General features: G+C 41.6%; 2 protein-coding genes. Both read right to left on the bottom strand.

Annotated elements, in window-relative coordinates; genetic code table 11:
* Positions 1-78 precede the first annotated feature (78 nt).
* Positions 79-372 (bottom strand): hypothetical protein, encoded by a 294-nt coding sequence (locus VU18_RS15605; protein WP_021322484.1) that lies wholly within the window; start codon positions 370-372, stop codon positions 79-81.
* Positions 372-716 (bottom strand): hypothetical protein, encoded by a 345-nt coding sequence (locus VU18_RS15600; RefSeq protein WP_047758456.1) that lies wholly within the window; start codon positions 714-716, stop codon positions 372-374. The genes VU18_RS15605 and VU18_RS15600 overlap by 1 nt, the downstream gene beginning before the upstream one ends.
* Positions 717-823: the final 107 nt, after the last annotated feature.

Genomic DNA, 823 nt, shown 5'->3' with positions numbered 1-823 from the left:
TATCATTTTTTTCCCGCGAGGCTCGCCTTGCGTCCGCGCGAGTGCGCGGCCGCCCAGCCGAGCCTCGATGTTTTCGCGTTATACCCTAGGAAGTTCTACTGGCTCGATGAACTCAACAGAACGGAGTTTGAGAATAGGACGGCCGTACTTGTCCGATACCTGTTTAAAGTCAAGGTCATAGATTCCTGGAACCGCTACGAACTTGGAAACATGATCGCCCAAGATCGAGAGATTAAGAGGGAAATAGCCTTTTGCGCCTTTTGAGTCTTCCGGATCATTGTCCAGGTAGTAGACCTTTACGCCTTGAAGATGTTGGCCGTTATCGTCGATAAAGTCATATGGTTTAATGCCAGTCACAATATGTTTAGGCATTATGCTTCATCTCCTTTCGAACGTCCCTGCCACTTCTCAATAAGAGCCTGCTTTTCTTCATCCGGGAGATTCATAAAATCATCAAATTCAGAAGGAGTCATGCCAACTCCAGGACCGAAAGAAATTTTAAATTCCTGGATGATATCATCAATAGCATTAGAAATAATCATCCGAAGAAAATCACTTTTGTTCATTTCGAGAATAGAAGAAATGTACTCAACTTTGTCGAACAACTCACGAGAAACGCGAGTACTTAAAATCTTCCCTTCATTCGAAGAAGAAACAGAATCCAGATCTTCGAGCTGCTGAAAACGTAAACGAACCGCTTGAATTAATTTACTCATAATCCTTTCACCTCGTATACTTTTTGTTTACATCCGTTTAAATACAATCTACCAATTGATTTAATAATCGTCAACAAAATTTTTTCCGTCAGACGAAAATAAATTCG

The sequence above is a fragment of the Geobacillus sp. ZGt-1 genome, from assembly GCF_001026865.1.
GTDB classification, from domain to species: Bacteria; Bacillota; Bacilli; order Bacillales; family Anoxybacillaceae; genus Geobacillus; species Geobacillus thermoleovorans.
Note: the sequence above shows the minus strand (reverse complement) of the source record. Positions and strands in the feature narration are given on the sequence as shown.